Genomic DNA, 20,045 nt, shown 5'->3' with positions numbered 1-20,045 from the left:
ATGAGTCCAGAACTTATCCATTACGGGCTTTACTTTCTACTCACGCTCGCTCTTTCCACCCTCTTTGCGATGGGTGGAGTGGGCTCGGCTATTGCACTGGTTCCAACCTTTACGATGATGGGAATGCCTTTCAATCTCGCCAAAGCCATAGGACTCTTTATCAACTCAGCTTCAACGATCACAGCATCGATTATGAACTTTTTTCGAGGGGTTTTGGATATCAAATTCGCTCTGCCTTTGGTGATCTCCATTATGATCGCCACTCCCATTGGAGCGTGGATGTCCCAATATGTTCCAAAAGAGATCGTGGAGTGGATGCTGGTAGCCTTTTTGATTGTAAGCGCCTTTTTACTGCTCTTTAGCCACCGAGAGACAAAGGTGGTTTATGATAAGGCGTGGGTGCTCTATGTCATTGGTGGAAGTGTGGGAATCGTTTCAGGGATGATCGGTGTTGGGGGAGGATCGCTGATTATGCCGCTACTGATTTTATTGGGATTTGATGCGAAAAAGGCGGCCTATGCTATTAGTTTCGTGATTCCGTTTTCCACCCTTGGAGCGTTTGCGACCTATCTTAGTTTTGTCAAGATGGATTGGCTACTTTTAGCCGATGTGACGGTTGCCGCAATCATCGGGGGATATCTGGGAGATAGGATTTTGCACTATAATCTGACAGCGGGGCAGGTCAAGAAGCTCATTGGCGTTTTGCTTTTGATCCTCTCCGCCAAGATGATCGCAAAACTGCTGCATATCACTTTTTAAGGATAAGCCATGTTGCATATATTGAAAAAGATCGCCGACTGGATCGTCGAGCATGAAAAGGATGAGGCCCTCGATTGTACCGTTCCAGATGAGATCATAGACGAGTGGCTCGAGACGATTGAAGAGAAAAAAAGACGAATGGAGGAGCATGGGCATACCGATTCAGCTCAATATGAGATGCTCAGCGATCTTGAGAAAAAGGTCAAAGAGATTAAAGCAATTCGGGCAAAAAAGTGTCATATTAAGCCATCATAATAAAGGATAGCAATGGGGCATCATCACCATCATGAAGTAAGTGGCAAAAACCTTTTTATTACAATTATTTTAAATGTTATTATTACATTAGCGCAAATCATTGGAGGATTTATATCTGGCTCTTTAGCACTTTTAAGCGATGCGATGCACAACTTCAGCGATGTGCTCTCCCTTGTAGTTGCATGGATAGCAAATCGTCTGGCAGCAAGACCTGGTGATACTTCAAAAACTTTTGGCTATAAACGGGCTGAAATCATAGCAGCTCTTTTTAATGCCTCTCTTCTTATGGGCATAGCGATCTTTTTGATTATTGAAGCAGTGCAAAAATTTTTCCATCCCCTACCTATTGATTCGGTATGGGTTATCTGGCTTGGACTTTTGAGCGTTATACTCAACTCTCTCAGTGTCTTTCTTGTCAAAGAGGATGCGCATGAGAATATGAACATAAAAGCAGCCTATTTGCATCTTTTAACAGATGTGGCTACTTCAGTGGCTGTTGTTGTGGGCGGGTTACTCATGCAGTGGTGGCACATCTACTGGATCGATCCAGTTATCTCTATTTTCATAGCTTTTTATCTCATTTGGGCCTCTTTTGATATTATCAAAGAGTCTGTCTTTATCTTAATGCAGTTTGCCCCCAAAGAGATAGATTTGCAAAAGATTGCCGAAGACGTTTCACAAATAGCTGGAATCGAAAATGTCCATCATATTCACATCTGGAGACTCAATGACCATGATCTCTTTTTTGAGGCACATGTGGATTTTAGCAGTGATCTTAAACTAAAAGAGGTGATGAAAAAGATGGAAAAAATAGAAAAAGTTTTAAAAGAAAAATATCATATTTCTCATGTGACACTGCAGCCAGAATACCGTAGAAATGATACAAAGGAGCTTGTAGTATCACCTTAAAAATTATCTATTCAAAAGATCTTCTTTGTTATAGTGTATTAGAAGTTATGGAAAGGATGGTTTTGAGAAGATTAAAAATAGAACTTAATTTATCGACGCTTTATATCCTTCTTTATACCATCTTTTTATTTATTGCATCTTATTTGATGGAGTTGCTTGAGCCTAAAACCTATAAAAATTTTTTTGATGGTTTATGGTGGTCTATTGTTACGGCTACCACCGTGGGATATGGTGATGTGGTGCCCCATAGTGCAGCTGGAAAAATAGTAGCGATTATCATTATTGTAGGTGGTGTCATTGCAGTTGCTGCATTTACAGCGACAATGACGAGCAAACTTGTAGCCCTGACAATCTCTTCAAAAAAGGAATATGAGATGTTAGATTCACTGAACAAGCACCTTGTGATCTGCGGTTTTAAAACGCCTCGTATAGAGGTTTTACAAAGTTTTAAAGCCCATTATGGGGAGAATATCGTAATCGTTTATCCTGAACTTGTACCAGAACTGAAAAATCTTCTTGAAGAGCATCATCTCAAATGGGCACAAGGGGAATACAACGATGAAGCGGTTTTGAAAGAGGCGCATATCGAAAGAGCCGATAAAGTGATGATACTCAATATGCATGATGAGTTTGCCGATGCAAGGGTGCTGGAAACGGTCATTTTGATTCGTTCCTTAAATCCACATGTCTATATCACAGCAGAAATCATCGATCCAAAGTATGAAAACTATCTCATAAAAAGCAAATGCAACGAAATTATTATGAGCGAAGAGTATAACCGCTTTTTACTCTCAAAATCAGTGACTGAACCTGGAATGTCCAAGGTTATCAGAAAGCTGCTTAGAACGCAAAATATCCATATCCAAACGAAACACTCCTATGAGGGAGTCTCTTATAAAGAGGCTTTTGAGGATAGCTTGCAAAAAGGGGAGATACTCATAGGCATCGTAAAAAACTATATAACAGAGAGTGAACTGAAAAAAATTGTCTTAAAAAAGCTGCAGTTTGGAGGGGATGTGGAAAAATATAAAAAGCTTCTCACAAAAATCAAAAAAAATCAGGTCGAGATGGAAGTGGTTATCAATCCTGACGATAATCTTGTTATTCCTGAGTTCGCAGCACTAATCGTAATGGAGAGAAAACATGAAAAATCCGCTGTTTGAAGGTTTGAATGAAGAAGAGGAACAAAGCTTTTTGTCCATTTTTGCAAAAAAAGAGATTCCAAAAGGACAGGCGATCAAAAAAGAAGGGGACCATTTAAAAAAAGGGTTTTTGTTAGAAAGTGGTCTGCTTTTGGTAAAAAAACACTCCAGTGATGGAGAGATGGAGGTTGCAACAATCAGTGACAGCAGTGTCTTTTTTTCGCTGACCTGCCTTGTTGATGGAGGTAACAGTTTGACGACTGTAGAGGCTAAAAAAGATTCAGTGATTTTGGAAGTTTCTCAAAAGGATTTTTTTGCCTTTTGTCAAAAAAATCCAGAAATTGGTGTAAAGGTTTTGAAAAATGCTACGTTGCTTCTTGCTAAATTTTTAAGAAATAGCGATGAGAAAATTGTTCAGATGTATAAAACATTAGAAGAGGTGCTATGATGAATGCAAAAATTGAACTTATTAAAGAGATATACCAACTGCAAGATGACGATCTAAAGAAGCGAAAAGAGGCATTACAAAAGATAGAGCCTTATGTGAATGAGATAATGGACAAGTTTTACGAAAAGCTCTTGCAAAAAGAGGAATTTACGAAATTCATTCCGGTTGAAAGAATCCCTGAACTCAAAAGAAAACAGATCAAGTTTGTTGCCCAGTTACTCTCTAAACCTTTTGATGAGGAGCTGTATAACAAAATCGCAAAAGTGGCCATTGCGCACTATCACATCAGACTCGATCCGATTCTGCTTTCATACGGCTATCATCTGCTCAGTGAACTCATCTTGGAGCTTTCTCAAAAAGAACCTGCTATCTTGCCCTATCTCAAGCTCATTATCAAGTATTTAAAAGTATCAGAAGAGATCATGAAAGAGGAGTATTTTTCGCAAAAAACGCTGGCAGAGTCTCCTTACAGGGCAAATGATCTTTTTATTGCAGTCAATAGCCTTCATATGGCATATATTCGATGCAAAAGCTCTTTTGAAGCGTTGAAAGTAGACAAAGAAGCAAAAGAGCTTTTTGAAAAGAGTTTGGAGGAGCTCAAAGAGTATAAAGATGTTTTGGAAGAGGCGGGTTTTCATCTAGCAACTATCAAAAGATTTTGTACGCAGTTTTCCAATGAACCAAATGAGAAGAATTTAGGGGCACTGAAAAATGCTATCATCAAACCACTCAATAACATCAATGTCACTGCATATCTTTCTTTAACAAGTTCTCTTGCTACAATGCGGGCCATGACCGATATTATTTATACAAGAGCTATTACAAATGATAAAGCATTGACGATAGAGACTATCCAGCACAATATGTATAAGCTATTAAGCCAAAATTATGGATGGGCGATAGAAGCATTGGAGTTTTTAGAGAGTGAACCGGAAGAAGGCTATGATATTGTTAAATATATAAGTTTTAAAGAGAGCGTCTTTTTTCTTTGTATCAAAGCAAGAGATGTTGTAAATAAACTCTACATAGTTGAGGGAATTGACCTCTTGGCAGAAACTATGAAATTGACACTCTACATCAAAAACAAGGAATGAAATGAGTTTAGAATATTGCTATCCCCTTAAGGAAGGGGAAATGCTTCATGCAGAGCACGAAGAGTGGCCTTTGCTTGATGTAACGATCCACGGAAGCGATACGGAGCGGGTGAAGTTGGCCAAAAGGCTTGTCTGTGCTGTAAAGCACCTGCCTTTGCGCTTGCAAATACGATATGAAAAAGATGCAATAAAATCGATTGAAAGAGGTGTCGCCAAAGATCCAACGCTGGAGTGGCAAGGCAAGATCTTGGCTGAAGGCCTGGTAAGTGCAGAGGAACTTACTAAGATTTTCGAAAATCTCCTAAAAACTTCTTCTTAATACTCTTTCCCTGGCCTTCGGCCACTAAATTAACAAAACTAAAAAATTTTTTTATGAACTCTCCGTTATCTCTTCATAAGAACTCTTTTTGACTTCTCTATATACATATATCGTAGCAGAGAGGATCACAAACCCCAAAAGTACTAAAGAACCTAGTGTAGCAGCACTTTTTGCAGCTGTACCTTCGCCAAAAATGTAACCAATAAGAAGCATGAAACCTACCCAAATGAGATTTGCACTGAACGTGAGCGGGACGAAGTAACGAAGCGGCATATGAGATATTCCGGCCGGAATAGAGATATACTGGCCAAGCCCTGGAGTCAAAGGAGCGAGAAAGACTGCAATTTTGCCATGATGGTTGAAAAATCTGATCACTTTTTGAAACAGTTCCTTGTGGCGATATTTTTGCACAAGCCATTTCGCCAAGAAGTAGTTGATGAGAGCCCCTGAGAGGGATCCTAGCGCTCCACTAAGAAGCAGCAAAAAGAAACTCTTTTTGCCAATAGAAGAAAGATAGCCTGCAGGAATGAGGACTATTTCACTTGGTACTGGGATGAAAGTACCAACAAGAAGCATATAAAAGTATATTCCGATATAACCCAGTATATCTGCAAAATGGACAAGAAGAGATACCAAATGTTCAATCATATCTCAATGCCAAAGTATTTGTTGACCACGTAGCCAATCGCAAAAGATATAAGTGCTACACCGAATGTAATGACGAACATCTCTTTGACACGTTTGCCAAAATCCTCATCTTTTGCTACTGCAATATAAAAATTGTAAATTATAATGGCAAGGGCAGCAGCTACAAACATAAAAATAAGTCCTGTTTTAGCACTCGTAACAAAGAAAAATGGTGTAACTAGAAATATTGTTGTAAGAATATACGCAAATCCTGTATAAAGAGCATACTTTGTAGGCTCAATTCCACTATCTTGGTTTTCTCTTGCTTCCAAATAAGCACTCCCCGCCATGGAGAGCGAGGCTGCAACTCCCATAATCACACCTGTAATTCCTACATACTGCGCGTTATTGAAAGCCAAAGCAATACCTGTGAGAGTTCCTGTAAGCTCTACTAAAGCATCATTCATCCCCAACACTATTGCTCCAGCATAGCGCAATTTCCCATCATTGAGGAGTGAGAGAAGCTTTGCTTCATGAATTCTCTCTTCATCAAAAATCTTTTTAGCCTCAGGATATTTCATAATAAGGCGCTTGTAAAACTCCTGTGCCCTCTCTTCTCCCCGCTCCATCAGTTTCAAAGCAAAGCTGAGCCCAAAGAGTCTTGCTAAAAAGATATACCACATAACAACAAGTTTTTGTGGTTTGAGTTCCTGGCCGGTGATCTTTTTCCAAAACTCATAGTGCTCTTTTTCTTGCATCGCGATCTCTTGCAAGATCTTTTTGTTGTGGGGATCTTTTTGGAGTTTACTGAGTTCCATATAGATAAAAAACTCATTGATCTCATTTTGCTGCTGTTTAAGTGCATCCATCTATTTTCCTTAATAAATTATCTAGTTCATCAATCGCTTCACAGATATCTTTTTGCAAAAAATAGTCAAAATACTCATCGATATACTCGTCAAACTCTCCAAACATTGTACAGCGCTTGCGCCGCACTGGATCAATCAATATGGAGGTGGGATAATTTTGCGCAATATCTGCGATGTCTATCACCATCCCACTTGTGCCAACAGCTATGAAAACGTCGGCTTTGGTGGTGTAGAGATGCTTATAATTTGGCGCAACTTCACCAAAAAGTATAACATTTGGTCGTACGCTCCTGCTGCCACAAAAGTGGCATACCTTTGGTTGTACAATATACCCGATATCCCACACGCTCTTACACTCATCACAGCGTACCTCTGTAAGCTTGCCATGCAAATGGATTGGCTTATCACCTGCCTTTTCACTCAAATCATCAACATTTTGCGTCAGATGTACGCAGTGTGGCAAGTTTGCAAAATAGTAGTGGGCTGCATTGGGTGAAAATCTAGCAAGCTCTTGACGTTTTGTATCAAAGAATGCTATGACATGCTCTGGATCGTGCAACCACGCATCATGCGTAGCAACCTCATTGATATCAACCTCATTCCACAGCCCACCATCTCTGTAGATAGCGATCCCACTTGGAGCACTCAGCCCCGCTCCGCTGAGGAGATAGATCTGCATCAGCTCTTACAAAAAGCCTAGCTCAGCCAAGATTGGTTCAAGTTTAGCGCTAATCTCGAGGAGTTTTTCTTTGAGCTCACTCCAGACAACTTTGTCAGCCTGGTCTTCTATGTACCACTCCTCGATATGCGCTAAAGCGTTGCTCTTTTCCTCTTCACTCAAATCTGGGTGGTTTTTGATAGCTTCTTTAAGACGCTCAAGCTTTTCATGATGTTTGTGATGTGGCATTGTTGCTCCTTTCTTGCAATTATAGCCAATAATTTAATTAAGAGTAATTTTATCTGATTTAAGTTATATTGTAAAAAATTATAGCAAAGGAAAGAGAATGAGCAGTATGGAAGAGACACTCCAGCAGATCAAAGAAGATTTTGATCTTCTAGGCGATCCAAATGCAATAGTAGAGTATATCATCGAGCTTGGTAATGAAAATGATATGAAAGTACCAGATGAACTCAAAAATGATCAGACAAAAATCCATGGATGTGCAAGTGATGCGTGGATGATTGAAGAGTGCAAAGATGGCAAAGTCCATTTCACAGTTGAGGGTACCTCATCTATGGCAAAAGGGATGATCCCTTTGATGCTCAAAATCTTCAATGATCGCACACCTGATGAGATTTTGGCTTTTGATCCCCAAAAACTCTATGAATTAGGCTTTGACAAGATCCTCAGTCCTACACGATTGCAAGGTATGGAAGCCTTTTTAAATCGTATCTACTCTTTTGCCAAAAAGTGTAAAGAGAATCAATAAACCTTTAGCCAACCTTTGCTACACTTAGCAAAAAAGGTTGGCTATGACGCTGGTAGAATCTATAATATTTGGGATAGTGGAAGGAGTAACAGAATTTTTACCAGTCTCCTCTACAGGACATATGATACTTACTGCAAAACTTCTGGGACTCTCCCAAGATAGCTTCCAAAAAACTTACGAAGTAGTTATCCAGCTTGGTTCAATCCTCGCAGTCATATTTGCTTTTAAAGATCGTATCTTTAAAGATTTAGAATTATGGAAGAGACTTATTGTAGGATTTATTCCCACAGGGATCTTGGGCTTTACCCTCTATAAAATCATCAAGAGCCTCTTTGCACCAAGCACTGTAGCATACATGCTTATCATTGGCGGTATTATTTTTATTCTTGTAGAGCTCTTTTACAAAGAGAAGGAACACCATATCGAAGATGTAGATCAAGTCAGTTACAAGCAAGCCTTTTTGATAGGTCTTTTTCAATCGTTAGCAATGGTACCGGGAACTTCTCGTAGTGGTGCGACCATAATCGGAGGCCTCCTTTTAGGCTTAAAGCGCAAAACTGCTGCAGAGTTTAGCTTCTTACTTGCAGTTCCAACTATGCTAGCGGCTACTGCCTATGATCTTCTCAAACACTACAAAGAGTTTGATGCTTCCAATACTTTGGCTCTGCTGGTTGGGTTTATTACAGCTTTTGTAGTTGCACTCATTGTGATTAAGTGGTTCTTGCACTTTATCAAAAAGCACACTTTTATACCGTTTGGTATCTATCGAATTATTGTAGGGATTCTATTTTTGATGTGGGTGCTCTAAAGAGGGCGCCCGCAGGCGCAATTAAGATTATAGAGCAGCTTTTGCTTGCTCTACTACCTTTGCGAATGCTGCAGGATCATTCATAGCCATATCTGCCAAGATTTTTCTATCAAGTTCGATTCCTGCTTGCTTGAGTCCATGGATAAAGCGTGAATAGCTAATATCGTTGAGTCTGCAAGCTGCATTGATTCTTGTTATCCAGAGTTTGCGAAAATCTCTCTTTTTCTGTTTTCTGTCGCGATATGCATATACTAAACTTCTCTCAAGTTGCTCTTTTGCTTTTCTAAAGTGTTTTCTTCTACCGCTGTAGAAGCCTTTTGCCATCTTGAGGATTTTTTTGTGGCGTCTGCGTCTTACAAATCCAGTTTTTACTCTCATCTTTTCTCCCTTTACCTTTGTTTTTTATTGAGGTGCCGCATCACACGGACTTGACCCTTACGGGTGGAGTTAACTCTTAGTATGTAGAAATTAACTCAATTACTCTTTTGACATCAACTTGCGCTACATAGTGTGGTGCACGAAGATGTCTTTTGGTCTTAGGACTCTTTTTAGTAAGGATGTGGCTTCTAAAAGCGCTTCCTCTTTTGATCTTGTTTTTTGTCTTTTTGAATCTCTTTGCAGCCCCTCTATGGGTCTTCATCTTTGGCATGGCTACTCCCTTTGCAAATTTTGAGGGGTGTATTATAGCAGATTGTAGTTTAAGTGGAGTTTAAAGATTTTTTGGTAGCACTGCGGCAAAAAAGCCGCAAGAGATTACTTTTTCTTCTCCTCTTTTTTCGGAACTATGAGCATATTGATATAGCGTCCCTCTTGGTGAGGCTTCTTCTCTACAACTCCAATATCTTCGATGAGAGGAATAATTTTGTTGAGCACTTCTACGCCAGCCTCTGGATTAGCCATTTCGCGCCCTCTTAGGAAGACGCGAAATTTCACGTGCTTGCCTTTTTCCAGAAATTCTCTTGCGTGCTTTACTTTATAATCAATATCATTTTGGGCAATTTTTACTGAGAGCTTGATCTCTTTGACCTCTATCTTTGTCTGCTTCTTTTTGGCTTCTTTTTTCTTCTTCTCTTGCTGATACTTGAATTTCCCATAATCCATGATTTTACATACAGGTGGATTGGCATCAGGAGCTATCAGCACAAGGTCTAATCCCTTCTCTTCTGCAAGACGTAGCGCCTCATCGCGACTTACGATCCCATACTGCGTACCGTCATCTCCAATACAGCGAACCTCACGTGCTCTAATATCCTCATTCATGAGCACTCTATCTTCTTTTTTCCTACTCAAAAGCGTACCTCACTTAATTTCTCCTTGATTTTGTTTAAAAACTCCTCTTCACTGAGGTTATACTGAATTTTTTCTCGTCTATCTCGCACCGCTACACTTTTTTCTTCTACCTCTTTGTCACCAATGATCACAACCATTGGTACCTTTTGCTTTTCAGCGTTGCGGATGCGTTTATTGAGACTATCTTTGCTCGCATATATCTCACTATCTACGCCAATATCCATGAGTCTACTTGCAAGCTCTTTGGCATATGCTATATGATTATCGGCAATTGGCACGAAGATTATTTGTGTAGGAGCTATGAAGAATGGAAACTCTCCCGCATAGTGTTCGGTGAGTATCCCGATAAATCTCTCAAATGAGCCAAGTATAGCTCTGTGAATCATCACAGGACGCGCTGCTTCATTCTCACTCGTAGTATACTCAAGCTCAAAGCGCTCAGGAAGATTGAAATCTACCTGGATTGTGCCGCACTGCCACTTTCGCCCAATAGCATCAGTGATCTTAATATCGATCTTTGGTCCGTAGAAAGCTCCACCACCCTCGTCTATGCCATACTCCTTGCTACTCTCATCAAGAGCCTCTTTGAGGGCATTTGTAGCTATATCCCAAATCCTATCATCACCTATTGCCTTCTGGGGCTTTGTAGAGATCTCCATCTCATAGCTAAAATCAAAACTTCGCATAATCTCATCAACAAATCCAAGTACCTCTAGCACAATAGGCTTGATCTGCTCAGGAGTACAGAAGATATGGGCATCATCTTGCGTAAACTCTCTCACACGAAACAAACCATGGAGTACACCGCTCTTTTCGTGTCTGTGTACCACTCCATATTCAAAATATTTAATCGGAAGCTCACGGTAGCTGCGCTTTTTGGCTTTGTAGATCATGATATGACCCACACAGTTCATAGGCTTGATACCATACTCTACGCAGCTCTCTTTCTTACTCTCATCATCACATATTTCAGTGAAATACATATTTTCTTTGTAGTTTTGGTAGTGACCACTCTTTTTCCATAGATCCGATTTTAAGATCTCTGGACCTCTTACAGGCTCATAGCCGCGCTTGCGGTGAGCTACAAAGAGAAGCTGCTCAAGCTTTGAGCGAAGTCGTGCACCCTTTGGTAGCCAGATGGGAAGTCCCGCACCCACCTCATCACTAAACATAAAGAGTTCAAGCTCAGCGCCAAGTTTGCGGTGATCACGCTTTTTGGCCTCTTCTAGCATCGTCAGATACTCTTTGAGAGCCTTTTTGTCTGCAAATGCCGTCCCATAAATGCGCGTAAGCATCTCTTTGGACTCATCACCGCCAAGATATGCACCAGCTACACGCAAGAGTTTGAAGTTTTGCAGATACCTAGTATTAGGCACATGAGGACCACGGCATAGATCTTCCCAATCACCTTGGCGATAGATGGAGACTATGTCAGATGGAATATTTTTGAGTACCTCTTGCTTGAGATCATCTGCAGCAAATTTTTTCATCGCATCTTCTTTGCTGACCTCATAACGTTCAATTGGGAGCTTCTTCTTCGCAAGCTCCTTCATCTTTTTCTCAATTTTTGGAAGGTCCTCTTCGCTAATTTTGGCAGATGTTCGAAAATCGTAGTAAAAACCGTTCTCTACAACAGGACCTACAAAGAACTGTGCATCAGGATAGAGCTCTTTAATTGCTTGTGCCATGAGGTGTGCGGTAGAGTGACGTATAACTTCAAGTGCTTCGGGAGAGTTTTCAGGGTAGATTTTTTTAGCAGACTCGATATCTATATTTTTAGCTTGAGCAGTTTGCAAATCGATGATTTGCTCATCTTGTTTTATCGCGATAGGCTCCAAAAAGCTCCTTTGATGATTGATATATCGATATATTGCAGCCAAAACATCGATATATCAATGGTGGTCGCGAGAGGATTCGAACCTCTGACCACTACGATGTCAACGTAGTGCTCTACCCCTGAGCTACGCGACCGCAAGCGTTATTTTACACTGTTTTTGAAAAAATGTAAATATGCCAAACCAGCAATCGCAACATCGATCATCACATCTGCAAAATTAAAGACTGCAAAATCGAACCCACAGTGCCAGTAGACATAATCAATCACTCCTCCATAGATAAATCTATCGTAAAGATTGCCAATGGCAGCTCCAAAGAGTATCCCAAAGAGGAGTGGGTGCTTTTGGAGAAATTTTTGCACATACAGATAGATAAAGAGTCCACCAATGAGAGCAAGAAGAATCCAGCGCAAAGCCCCATGCAAAAAGGCAAACATACTAAAAGCGACGCCCTTATTGAGCGTAAAGGCAAGAGTAATACATTCACTCTGCCATACAAACCCTTGCAAAAAGAGCTCTTTGATAGCACGATCTATGAAAAAGACTCCTGCTGCCATCAAAAAAAATACAACAAACCTTCGCATCAAGCAAGACTTTTTCTAAAAAACTCCTCAGTCTGTGTCATCATCTTTTCTAACTTTTTCATATCTTGACCCTCAAGCAAAATGCGCAGTTTGTTTTCAGTCCCTGAGTAGCGAATGAGTGGACGAAGTCCAGCCTCTTTAAGTTCACTCACAAGCTCTGCATACCCTTCAAGCTCCTCCAGCGGAATCTTTTTACTGACGTTGATATTTTTGAGCATACTTGGATAGAGCTTAAATGGGCGAAGCACTTCGCTAGCACTTTTGCCTTCTCGAAGCATCAGTGCAGTTACCTGCAGTGCAGTAGCGATACCATCTCCTGTCTTGGCATAATCCCCAAAGACAACATGACCGCTTGCCTCACCACCAAAATTGAGTCCATGGCGCGCCATCTCATCAAGCACATACTTATCACCCACACTGCAGCGCAAAAGCTCTATACCGTTTTGTGCAAGAAAATCTTCCAGAGCTTGATTGCTCATTACAGTTGCTACAATTTTGCTGTTTTTGAGAGTGCCATGCTTTTGCAAATAGAGCGCAAGAGCTCCAAGAAGATTATCTCCATCTATAATCTCACCCTTCTCATCTACCACTACGAGTCTATCAGCATCACCATCAAGAGCAAAACCTACATCTGCACGATACTTCACCACCTCTTTGGCAAGCTGCTCTGGATGCATTGCTCCACAATTTTTATTGATATTAAACCCGTTTGGTTCATTATTGATCACTATCACCTCTGCACCAAGCTCACTAAAAACTGTGGGAGCGACTTTGTACCCAGCTCCATTGGCTGTGTCAATGACAATGCGAAGATTATTGAGGGTGAGATCTTTTGGAAAAGAGTTCTTGAGATGGACTATATAGCGCCCGATCACATCATCTATTCTTTTTGAAGCACCTATAAGTTTTTCAGTTTTTTGATTCTCTTCGATTACTTCATCATCAAAGTAGATCTTCTCAATCTCCTCTTCATCACTCTCTTGCAGCTTATTGCCGTTATTGTCAAAGAACTTGATGCCATTATCGTAGTAAGGATTATGAGAAGCACTTATCATGATCCCTGCATCACAGCGCATATCTTCAGTCAAGAAGGCGATTGCTGGTGTTGGCATAGGGCCTACCTGGATCACATTATACCCCACTGCGGTGAGGCCACTTACAAGTGCATTTTCTATCATATAGCCACTGCGTCGTGTATCTTTTCCTACCAATATCTTGTTGGTTTTGCTGTTTTTGCGAAAGTAGATTCCAGCTGCCATAGCAAGACGCATACTCAGAAGCGCAGTAATCTTCTGTCCTGCTTTTCCTCTCACTCCATCTGTTCCAAAAAGCTTCATGCAAGTTCCTTAAAAAATGATTAATTTAAAGAAAATTTAAAGATTGTTTGGATAGTATTTTAGCCTAAATTTGATAAAAAAGGATTAAAGAGTATGGCAAATCATAAATCCGCTTTAAAAAGAGTGCGCCAGACAAAGAAGAGAACTGAGAGAAACAGATTCTATCGTACACGTATGAAAAATATGATCAAAGCTGTACGCGAAGCAGTAGAGGCTGGCGATAAAGAGAAGGCTCTTGAAGCGCTGAAAGTAGCAAACAAGCGTATCCATGAGTATGTAAGTAAGGGAATTATCAAGAAAAACAATGCCGCTCGCAAAGTATCTAAACTCCACAAACTTGTCAACTCTCTCAACGAGGCTGCATAAGCAGCCCCGCGCAAGGCAACTATGCTCAAGGAAAAACTTCAACCTTTTATAAAACGCTACGAAGAGATTAACACACTTCTTAGCTCCCCTGAAATCACCAACGATATCAAGAAGATGACTGAACTGTCCAAAGAGCAGTCAGAAATTGAACCGATTGTTCAAAAAGCCAAAGAGTATTTTGATGTTCTTGAAGCTATCGAAGAGAACAGATCTCTCATAGAAGATGCCGAGCTTGGTGAGCTAGCCAAAGAGGAGCTCAAAGAGTTAGAGTCCAAAAGAATTGAACTCGAAGAGGAGATCAAGCTCCTACTCATTCCAAAAGATCCAAATGATGAGAAGGACATCTACCTCGAAATCCGTGCGGGAACAGGCGGCGAAGAGGCAGCACTCTTTGCGGCAGATCTCTTTAGAACCTATGTGCGCTATGCAGAGAAAAAGGGGTGGAAGGTTGAGATAGTGAGCTCAAGTGAGAGTGATACAGGTGGATACAAAGAGATCATCGCTAAAATCAAAGGACAGGGAGTTTACAGCCGCTTGAAATATGAAGCTGGCACTCATCGCGTCCAAAGAGTTCCAGAGACTGAGTCCCAAGGACGTATTCATACATCTGCAGTAACTGTAGCTATTATGCCTGAAGTAGATGATGTGGATGTAGATATTAATCCAAATGATCTCAAAATCGATGTTTACCGCTCAAGTGGCCACGGTGGACAATCGGTCAATACTACTGACAGTGCTGTGCGCATCACCCACATTCCTACAGGTATCGTCGTAGCTATGCAAGATGAGAAGAGCCAGCACAAAAACAAAGAGAAGGCTCTAAAAATCCTCAAAGCACGTATTTATGAAAAGATGATGCGTGAGCAGCAAGAGGCTTTGGCAAAAGATAGAAAAGAGCAGGTAGGAAGTGGTGATAGAAGCGAGAGAATCCGCACATACAACTATCCGCAAAACCGCATTACAGATCACCGCATAGGTCTCACTCTTTACAAATTGGAAGAGATAATGCAAAGCGGTGATCTTGATCAGATCATCGATCCACTCATTGCTCACTACCAAGCACAAAAAATTCAAGAAGCGGGTCTTTAATAGACCCCTTCGATAGCTGTTTCAAATACTTTTTTGACTCTCCCTTTAAAGTAGAGTCTGCCGTTGCTATAGCGTATAGCAAGCTCTTCGCCACTTTTTGGCAAAAGCTTTGCACGCTCCCCTACTCTTCTTTCCTCCATTGCACGCAAGAATGAAGCTGCCATACCTGTACCACATGCTAGCGTCTCATCCTCCACGCCTCGCTCATATGTGCGCACATAGATAGTATTGTCATCGATTTTTGCATAATTAACATTGGCATTGTATTTGTTGCGAAGTTTACGTGCGAGCTCTTTATCAAAGCTCTCAATATCATCTACGATATTGACCAAATGGGGCACGCCTGTATCGATGAGCCACCAGTTTGTGCCAGCTTCATCTATATCGTTTTGTAAAATTTTGGGTACAGTGAGTAGGCTTTCTACTACATCGCCATCCACTGAAGCGCTGATCACCCCAGCAAGTGTCAAAAACTCCATCTGCTTGCCAGCTAAACCGTTATGATATGCATAGTGGGCTGCAGCTCTGCTTCCATTGCCACACATTTCAGCTTCGCTTCCATCAGCATTGTAAAACTGCCATACAAAATCATACTCTGCATGAGGAAGTAGTACAATGAGCCCATCTGCACCTATGCCGTTGTGACGATGGCAAAGTTTTTGCGCAAGTTCACTACGATCCTTCTTTTTAAATGTATGAAAGATAACAAAGTCATTACCGCTTGCACTATATTTAGCTAACTGCATACTCTTCCTTTATCTGCTCTACAAACTTATCGATCTCTTTTTGCAGATGTTTTAGATCACCGGAGTTGTCGATCACATAATCAGCCATCTGGCGCTTCTTTTCGATATCTATCTGCAAAGCCACTCTCTTTTTGGCCTCTTCAAGGCTCAAGCGCTCCCTCTTGCAGAGTCGCTCAATCTGGAGCTCTTTGGGAGCATAGACCACGACAACTTTGTCGATATCGTAGTTACGCGTCTCATAAAGAAGCGGAATATCGATGATATAAGGTACCTTATAGCGATCTTGTCTCTTGGCTAGCTCCTCAATACGCTGCTTTATCTTTGGATGTAATAGATGCTCAAGCTGCTTGCGCTTAGCACTATCGCCAAATATAAGTTTACCAAGCTCTTTGCGTTGTACTTTGCCATCTTTTACATACTGCTGGCCAAAGAGCCTTGCAACAGCATCAGCTTCACTATCGAGCACTTCGTGGGCAATCTGATCAGCATCTATGATAGTAAAGCCATAGAGCTTGAGAATGTTGCATACAGTGCTTTTGCCAGTAGCAATACCGCCAGTGAGGGCAATTGCGTAGCGAAAAGGTTTTACCACTTATACAGATCCCCTAGCTCTTTTTTGACATAGTTTGGCAAAATGAAGCTTGCTTTATGAATATCTGCATTGTAGTAGCGTAGGCCATCAAGCATATCAGCTCTTTGCACGATCATATCTGCTGTCGGGTGGTAGAGTTTACTTCCTAAAACAAAGTTCCAATTACATCCAGGATACATATACATCTCAAAGCGATAAGGCATAACGATTTTGAAAAACTCACCAATGACTTGCATGATCTGCTTGTGTAGTGGCATATCGATCCACCAACTCTCCCCTTGCGCTACAACAAGACCATCATCTTTGAGAATTTTAAAAACATGTGCATAGAAATTACGATCGAAAAGCCCTTCGGCTGGACCTTCTGGATCTGTTGAATCTACCAGCACCATATCGTACATTCCAGCTTCTACGTTTTTGACATATTCTATACCATCGCCGATGATGAGATTGAGTCGGGGATTGTTCCAGTCACCAATTTGAGGAAAATACTCTTTGCTTACATTCACAACCTCCTCATCGATCTCCACCATATCCACTTCTATATGTGAATGTCTTAAGAGCTCCTTGGCAACTCCACCATCACCACCACCAATGACGAGAACCTTTTTTGGCTCTTTGTGGGTACACGCAGGTACATGTGCCATCATCTCATGGTAGATAAACTCATCCTTCTCACACAACATCCCATGCCCATCTATGACAAGAATGCGCCCAAACTCCTTGCTCTCATATACCTCGATCTGCTGATATTTACTTTTGGTTCCAAACAGCTTCTTCTCAATCTTTATACCCTGTTTAAAAAAACCGTTATGTATCTCTTCAAACCACATTTTCACTCCAATTTGGATAAAATTTGTCTGATAATAGCAAAATTATTTAAAAGAAAACAAGTAAATCCCAAGTAAATGAAAATCTTACAAATATGATACAATCAAACAAAAAGAAGGAGGTATTTATGTGTGGAGCAAAAGCACAGCGTATACTTATGGCGATAATGCTCGGTTTTATCATGTATCTTTTTGCAACAGGATGCCATGGAGACCCGCTTAAATTCAAAATAGCAGTGATTTTGCAAACTTTCATGATCATTATGCTACTTATCTTCGCTTTTACCAACTTTTGCCCAAGCCTTTGGTTCTTTGACAAAATATTTGGTAAATGTGAATGGGACAAAAAATGAGCCTCAGCTATAAAGATAGTGGAGTCGATATCGACGCTGGAGCGAAGCTGGTTGAAGAGATCAAGCCTTTTGTCAAAGAGACATTCAATGAAAATGTCCTTGGAAACATAGGCGGCTTTGCTGGGGGATTCGCTATTCCAAAAGGATACAGCGAACCTGTACTCTTTGGAGCAACAGATGGTGTAGGCACAAAGCTCAAGCTCGCAATTGAAGCCAAAAAGTTTGATACTGTTGGTATAGACCTTGTGGCAATGTGTGTCAATGACCTTATCTGCAGTTTTGCTGAGCCTCTCTTCTTCCTTGACTACTATGCTACCGCAAAGCTCGATGTCAATGAAGCAAAAGAGGTGATCAAAGGTATTGCACAAGGGTGCAAAGAGGCTGAGTGCGCACTCATTGGTGGTGAGACAGCAGAGATGCCTGGAATGTACAAAGAGGGGGATTTTGATCTTGCTGGCTTTGCAGTAGGTATTGCAGAGCGTAGAGAACTCGAAAACAGACCTGCTCTCAAAGAAGGTGATATACTTATCGCTCTCCCCTCTTCTGGCATCCACTCCAATGGTTATAGTCTTGTGCGTAAGCTCTTCTTTGAAAAGCTTGGTATGGGTTTGGAAGATGAGTTTGGAGGCCAGAAGCTCAAAGATGTACTTTTGCGCCCTACTCGCATCTATGTCAAAACATACAAAGCACTCAAAGACTCCATCAAAGCTCTTGCACACATAACAGGTGGTGGAATAGTAGAAAACCTTCCGCGTATCTTGCCAGAAAATCTCAAAGCAGTCATTGAGAAAAGCTCTATTAAGACCTTGCCAATTTTTGACTTTATTGCTCAGTATGTAGATGAAGATGAGATGTTTAAAACCTTCAATATGGGGATTGGTATGATTTTGGTAGTTGCTCCTGAGGATGTTGAGAAGGTTTTGGCGCGAAGTAACGGGTATATAGTTGGTAAATTAGCTGCAGGCTACAAAGAGGTAGAGCTTCATTGATCTACCTCATCTCTAAACTTGTCAATGCCTTTATCCTGCCTCCTGGCATATTTATACTCACATTTACCATTGCAGCTCTTTTGGTAAAGCGCTTCAAGAAGCTTCTTTTTGGAGCGGCTCTTGTGCTCTGGCTTCTTGCTAGCCACTTAGGAGCCAATCTCCTCCTTTCTCCCTTGCAAAACTACTCTTTTAAAAATTCGGCCCCACACCCTCAAGCAGTAGTAATTCTTGGTGCTGGCAAAACAAATGGAGCGCCAAATCTTCCTACAACTGCCATGGGTACAGAGAGAATCATGTGGGGGATAATGGAAGCAAAAAGGCGCAACCTCCCCTTTATCTATACTGGGTATGAAAACAGTTACGCCAAAGAGACTATCCAAGAGGTAGTTACAAATTTTTCACTCCCTTACAAAGAGTGCGACCATTTGGCTCCAGGATGCTACGTGATTGAGGGTAATAGCAAGGATACATACGAAAATGCCCGCTTTACAAGGGAGCTTTTTACAAAATGGGGTATCAAAAAGCCCCAAATAATTTTGGTAACCTCAGCATTTCATATGCCACGCAGCTACTATCTCTTTCGTTACTTTGGCTTTGGGATAGAAACTGCAAAAACTGACTATAAATTAGATAGAGATCCAGATATCTGGGACTATCTTCCTCGCATGGACAATTACCATGCGAGTTACTATGCCCTCCATGAATATCTGGGACTGTTAAGTCTTGTGTTACGGGGTATTCTCTAAAAGCTCCACCACCTCTTTGTCATCAAGCTGATGAAAATCGCGATAGTATTGCCCCACTGCCATGAAATCTGCTGGAATATCGAGGACTATCACCTCATCTGCAACCTCTTTGAGCATAGCTATACTATCTGGAGGAGCAACTGGTACTGCAATGATCACCTCTTTTGCACCCTCTTCTTTTAAAGCTTTTGCAGCCAAATACATACTCGCTCCAGTTGCCACACCATCATCTACCAATATGACACGCTTTCCTACTATACTTTTGCGAGGTCGCTGATAGAGGGCTCTTTTTTGCTTAATTCCCTCCATGATCTTTTGCGCCTGCTCATCGATATAGTGGCGTGAGACATTGAGCATCATAACTACTCGCTCGTTGATAAATTCCAATCCGTTCTCACTGATTGCACCAATGGCAGCTTCTGGATTGTATGGAGATGGAATCTTTTTGACAAAGAAGATATCGAGGGGCAGTCCTAGCTGCTTAGCTATCACATATGCTACAGGTACACCACCGCGCGGCAAAGCGATGACAATAGTATCTGGATCATTGGCATATTTACTCAGTTTTTGTGCCAAGAGCTCACCAGCTTCAAATCTATCGCTAAAGACCATCTCACCTCCTTTTTCT

Annotated in this window: 28 protein-coding genes and 1 tRNA gene; 14 read left to right on the top strand and 15 right to left on the bottom strand. The window is 41.1% G+C overall.

All coding sequences use genetic code 11. The annotated features are described in order from the left end of the window. From JG734_RS00525 to JG734_RS00495, 7 genes are all read left to right on the top strand, one after another. Entirely contained in the window at positions 1-759 is a 759-nt protein-coding gene (locus tag JG734_RS00525) for a sulfite exporter TauE/SafE family protein (RefSeq protein WP_201333106.1), read from the top strand. Positions 760-768: 9 nt separating this feature from the next. Then, positions 769-1,014, top strand: a complete 246-nt coding sequence (locus JG734_RS00520; protein ID WP_201333105.1) for a hypothetical protein — start codon at positions 769-771, stop codon at positions 1,012-1,014. 12 nt (positions 1,015-1,026) lie between these two features. Continuing rightward, entirely contained in the window at positions 1,027-1,923 is an 897-nt protein-coding gene (locus JG734_RS00515; protein ID WP_201333104.1) for a cation diffusion facilitator family transporter, read from the top strand. Between the two features lie 62 nt (positions 1,924-1,985). Beyond that, positions 1,986-3,086 (top strand): potassium channel family protein, encoded by a 1,101-nt coding sequence (locus JG734_RS00510; RefSeq protein WP_201333103.1) that lies wholly within the window; start codon positions 1,986-1,988, stop codon positions 3,084-3,086. Next, complete coding sequence (locus tag JG734_RS00505; protein WP_201333102.1) at positions 3,067-3,513, top strand: Crp/Fnr family transcriptional regulator; 447 nt, start codon at positions 3,067-3,069, stop codon at positions 3,511-3,513. Before JG734_RS00510 ends, JG734_RS00505 begins: the two co-directional genes overlap by 20 nt. Next, entirely contained in the window at positions 3,513-4,607 is a 1,095-nt protein-coding gene (locus JG734_RS00500; RefSeq protein WP_201333101.1) for a protoglobin domain-containing protein, read from the top strand. Before JG734_RS00505 ends, JG734_RS00500 begins: the two co-directional genes overlap by 1 nt. A gap of 40 nt (positions 4,608-4,647) precedes the next feature. Then, positions 4,648-4,926 (top strand): hypothetical protein, encoded by a 279-nt coding sequence (locus JG734_RS00495; RefSeq protein ID WP_236586964.1) that lies wholly within the window; start codon positions 4,648-4,650, stop codon positions 4,924-4,926. A gap of 51 nt (positions 4,927-4,977) precedes the next feature. Here the strand turns inward: JG734_RS00495 and JG734_RS00490 are convergent, their stop codons facing one another. Genes JG734_RS00490 through JG734_RS00475 form a run of 4 tightly spaced genes read right to left on the bottom strand, consistent with a single transcriptional unit; the run spans position 4,978 to position 7,329 of the window. Beyond that, positions 4,978-5,574, bottom strand: coding sequence for a DedA family protein (locus JG734_RS00490; RefSeq protein ID WP_201333099.1), 597 nt, complete (start codon positions 5,572-5,574; stop codon positions 4,978-4,980). Continuing rightward, on the bottom strand, positions 5,571-6,422 hold the full coding sequence (locus tag JG734_RS00485; protein ID WP_201333098.1) for a VIT1/CCC1 transporter family protein: 852 nt from the start codon (positions 6,420-6,422) through the stop codon (positions 5,571-5,573). The genes JG734_RS00490 and JG734_RS00485 overlap by 4 nt, the downstream gene beginning before the upstream one ends. After that, entirely contained in the window at positions 6,409-7,101 is a 693-nt protein-coding gene (locus JG734_RS00480) for a Sir2 family NAD-dependent protein deacetylase (protein WP_201333097.1), read from the bottom strand. The genes JG734_RS00485 and JG734_RS00480 overlap by 14 nt, the downstream gene beginning before the upstream one ends. A 6-nt stretch (positions 7,102-7,107) precedes the next feature. Beyond that, the gene (locus tag JG734_RS00475; RefSeq protein ID WP_201333096.1) at positions 7,108-7,329 is read right to left on the bottom strand and encodes a hypothetical protein; all 222 of its coding nucleotides are present in this window, start codon (positions 7,327-7,329) and stop codon (positions 7,108-7,110) included. Between the two features lie 97 nt (positions 7,330-7,426). On the opposite strand from JG734_RS00475, the gene JG734_RS00470 reads away from it, so the two are divergent. Next, positions 7,427-7,852 (top strand): SufE family protein, encoded by a 426-nt coding sequence (locus tag JG734_RS00470; protein ID WP_201333095.1) that lies wholly within the window; start codon positions 7,427-7,429, stop codon positions 7,850-7,852. 43 nt (positions 7,853-7,895) lie between these two features. After that, on the top strand, positions 7,896-8,660 hold the full coding sequence (locus tag JG734_RS00465) for an undecaprenyl-diphosphate phosphatase (RefSeq protein ID WP_201333094.1): 765 nt from the start codon (positions 7,896-7,898) through the stop codon (positions 8,658-8,660). Positions 8,661-8,687: 27 nt separating this feature from the next. Here JG734_RS00465 and rplT read toward each other — a convergent pair whose 3' ends face one another. From rplT to glmM, 7 genes are all read right to left on the bottom strand, one after another. Further along, on the bottom strand, positions 8,688-9,038 hold the full coding sequence (rplT, locus tag JG734_RS00460) for a 50S ribosomal protein L20 (protein WP_201333093.1): 351 nt from the start codon (positions 9,036-9,038) through the stop codon (positions 8,688-8,690). 76 nt (positions 9,039-9,114) lie between these two features. Continuing rightward, complete coding sequence (rpmI, locus tag JG734_RS00455) at positions 9,115-9,309, bottom strand: 50S ribosomal protein L35 (RefSeq protein ID WP_201333092.1); 195 nt, start codon at positions 9,307-9,309, stop codon at positions 9,115-9,117. A gap of 104 nt (positions 9,310-9,413) precedes the next feature. Then, a complete protein-coding gene (gene infC / locus JG734_RS00450) occupies positions 9,414-9,950 on the bottom strand; it encodes a translation initiation factor IF-3 (RefSeq protein ID WP_236586963.1) in 537 nt (178 codons plus the stop codon). Beyond that, entirely contained in the window at positions 9,947-11,788 is a 1,842-nt protein-coding gene (gene thrS / locus JG734_RS00445; protein ID WP_201333091.1) for a threonine--tRNA ligase, read from the bottom strand. Before thrS ends, infC begins: the two co-directional genes overlap by 4 nt. 58 nt (positions 11,789-11,846) lie before the next feature. Continuing rightward, positions 11,847-11,921, bottom strand: a tRNA-Val gene (locus tag JG734_RS00440). Positions 11,922-11,928: 7 nt separating this feature from the next. Next, the gene (gene lspA / locus JG734_RS00435; protein ID WP_201333090.1) at positions 11,929-12,369 is read right to left on the bottom strand and encodes a signal peptidase II; all 441 of its coding nucleotides are present in this window, start codon (positions 12,367-12,369) and stop codon (positions 11,929-11,931) included. Then, a complete protein-coding gene (glmM, locus tag JG734_RS00430; protein WP_201333089.1) occupies positions 12,369-13,706 on the bottom strand; it encodes a phosphoglucosamine mutase in 1,338 nt (445 codons plus the stop codon). The genes lspA and glmM overlap by 1 nt, the downstream gene beginning before the upstream one ends. Positions 13,707-13,799: 93 nt before the next feature. On the opposite strand from glmM, the gene rpsT reads away from it, so the two are divergent. Both rpsT and prfA read left to right on the top strand, forming a co-directional pair. After that, on the top strand, positions 13,800-14,072 hold the full coding sequence (gene rpsT, locus JG734_RS00425) for a 30S ribosomal protein S20 (RefSeq protein WP_201333088.1): 273 nt from the start codon (positions 13,800-13,802) through the stop codon (positions 14,070-14,072). 21 nt (positions 14,073-14,093) lie between these two features. Beyond that, a complete protein-coding gene (gene prfA, locus JG734_RS00420; protein WP_201333087.1) occupies positions 14,094-15,161 on the top strand; it encodes a peptide chain release factor 1 in 1,068 nt (355 codons plus the stop codon). Here prfA and dapF read toward each other — a convergent pair. From dapF to speE, 3 genes are read right to left on the bottom strand one after another with little or no spacing between them, the layout of a single operon-like run. Continuing rightward, positions 15,158-15,907, bottom strand: coding sequence for a diaminopimelate epimerase (gene dapF, locus JG734_RS00415; RefSeq protein WP_201333086.1), 750 nt, complete (start codon positions 15,905-15,907; stop codon positions 15,158-15,160). The genes prfA and dapF overlap by 4 nt on opposite strands. Next, entirely contained in the window at positions 15,894-16,499 is a 606-nt protein-coding gene (gene coaE, locus JG734_RS00410; RefSeq protein WP_201333085.1) for a dephospho-CoA kinase, read from the bottom strand. The genes dapF and coaE overlap by 14 nt, the downstream gene beginning before the upstream one ends. Beyond that, the gene (gene speE, locus JG734_RS00405) at positions 16,493-17,332 is read right to left on the bottom strand and encodes a polyamine aminopropyltransferase (RefSeq protein ID WP_201333084.1); all 840 of its coding nucleotides are present in this window, start codon (positions 17,330-17,332) and stop codon (positions 16,493-16,495) included. Before speE ends, coaE begins: the two co-directional genes overlap by 7 nt. Before the next feature lie 125 nt (positions 17,333-17,457). Here speE and JG734_RS00400 point away from each other — a divergent pair, with 125 nt between their 5' ends. From JG734_RS00400 to JG734_RS00390, 3 genes are read left to right on the top strand one after another with little or no spacing between them, the layout of a single operon-like run. Continuing rightward, positions 17,458-17,682 carry a phosphoribosylaminoimidazole synthetase gene (locus JG734_RS00400; RefSeq protein ID WP_201333083.1) on the top strand — a complete coding sequence of 75 codons (225 nt, stop codon included), beginning with the start codon at positions 17,458-17,460 and terminating at the stop codon, positions 17,680-17,682. Then, the gene (gene purM, locus JG734_RS00395; RefSeq protein ID WP_201333082.1) at positions 17,679-18,671 is read left to right on the top strand and encodes a phosphoribosylformylglycinamidine cyclo-ligase; all 993 of its coding nucleotides are present in this window, start codon (positions 17,679-17,681) and stop codon (positions 18,669-18,671) included. The genes JG734_RS00400 and purM overlap by 4 nt, the downstream gene beginning before the upstream one ends. Continuing rightward, complete coding sequence (locus JG734_RS00390) at positions 18,668-19,417, top strand: YdcF family protein (protein ID WP_201333081.1); 750 nt, start codon at positions 18,668-18,670, stop codon at positions 19,415-19,417. The genes purM and JG734_RS00390 overlap by 4 nt, the downstream gene beginning before the upstream one ends. Here JG734_RS00390 and JG734_RS00385 read toward each other — a convergent pair. Then, a complete protein-coding gene (locus JG734_RS00385) occupies positions 19,400-20,029 on the bottom strand; it encodes a phosphoribosyltransferase (RefSeq protein WP_201333080.1) in 630 nt (209 codons plus the stop codon). The two genes, JG734_RS00390 and JG734_RS00385, sit on opposite strands and share 18 nt — an antisense overlap. Positions 20,030-20,045 lie beyond the last annotated feature (16 nt).

It is taken from the genome of Nitratiruptor sp. YY09-18, assembly GCF_016593235.1.
In the GTDB taxonomy this organism is placed as follows: domain Bacteria; phylum Campylobacterota; class Campylobacteria; order Campylobacterales; family Nitratiruptoraceae; genus Nitratiruptor.
The sequence above is the reverse complement of the archived record's forward strand: the minus strand, read 5'-3'. Positions and strand labels throughout refer to the sequence as shown.